General features: G+C 66.0%; 1 protein-coding gene. It reads left to right on the top strand.

Going from position 1 to position 547, the window contains the following annotated elements:
- On the top strand, positions 1-547 hold a 547-nt coding region (locus NKJ73_RS34185; protein ID WP_352572800.1), incomplete at both ends, for a condensation domain-containing protein.

The following is a 547-nucleotide window of genomic DNA, read 5'->3' on the forward strand; positions in this document are numbered from 1 at the left end:
CAGGAGCATCAGGACCTGCCGTTCGAGCAGGTCGTCGAGATCGTGCAGCCGCCACGGCATCTTGATCACACGCCGCTGTTCCAGGTGATGTTGGCCTGGCAGAACAACGCCGTCGGGTCATTGGACCTGCCGGGGCTGAGTGTGGAAGCTGCCGGGGAGGGGTATGATCAGGTCAAGTTCGATCTGGAGCTGAGCCTTTGCGAGCGTGGCGAGGAGATCGCCGGAACGCTGGGTTATGCCACGGCGCTGTTCGATCAGGCGACGATCGAGCGGCAGCGTGGTTATCTGCTGGCGCTGCTGCGGGCGATGGCTGCCGATGCAGGCCAGCCGGTCGGCCGCATTGACATCCTGCCGGCCGCCGAGCGCACCTATCTGCTGGAGGATCTGAACCGGACGGCGGCGGCCTATCCGTCGCAGCGGTGCGTCCACGAGCTGTTCGAGGCGCAGGTGCGAAATGCGCCGGAGGCGGTGGCGGTGGTCCATGAGGACGAGCGCCTGAGCTATGGCGAGCTCAACGCGCGGGCCAACCGGCTGGCGCATCATCTGA

The organism is Mesorhizobium sp. M0074 (assembly GCF_040322975.1).
Classification (GTDB): Bacteria; Pseudomonadota; Alphaproteobacteria; order Rhizobiales; family Rhizobiaceae; genus Mesorhizobium.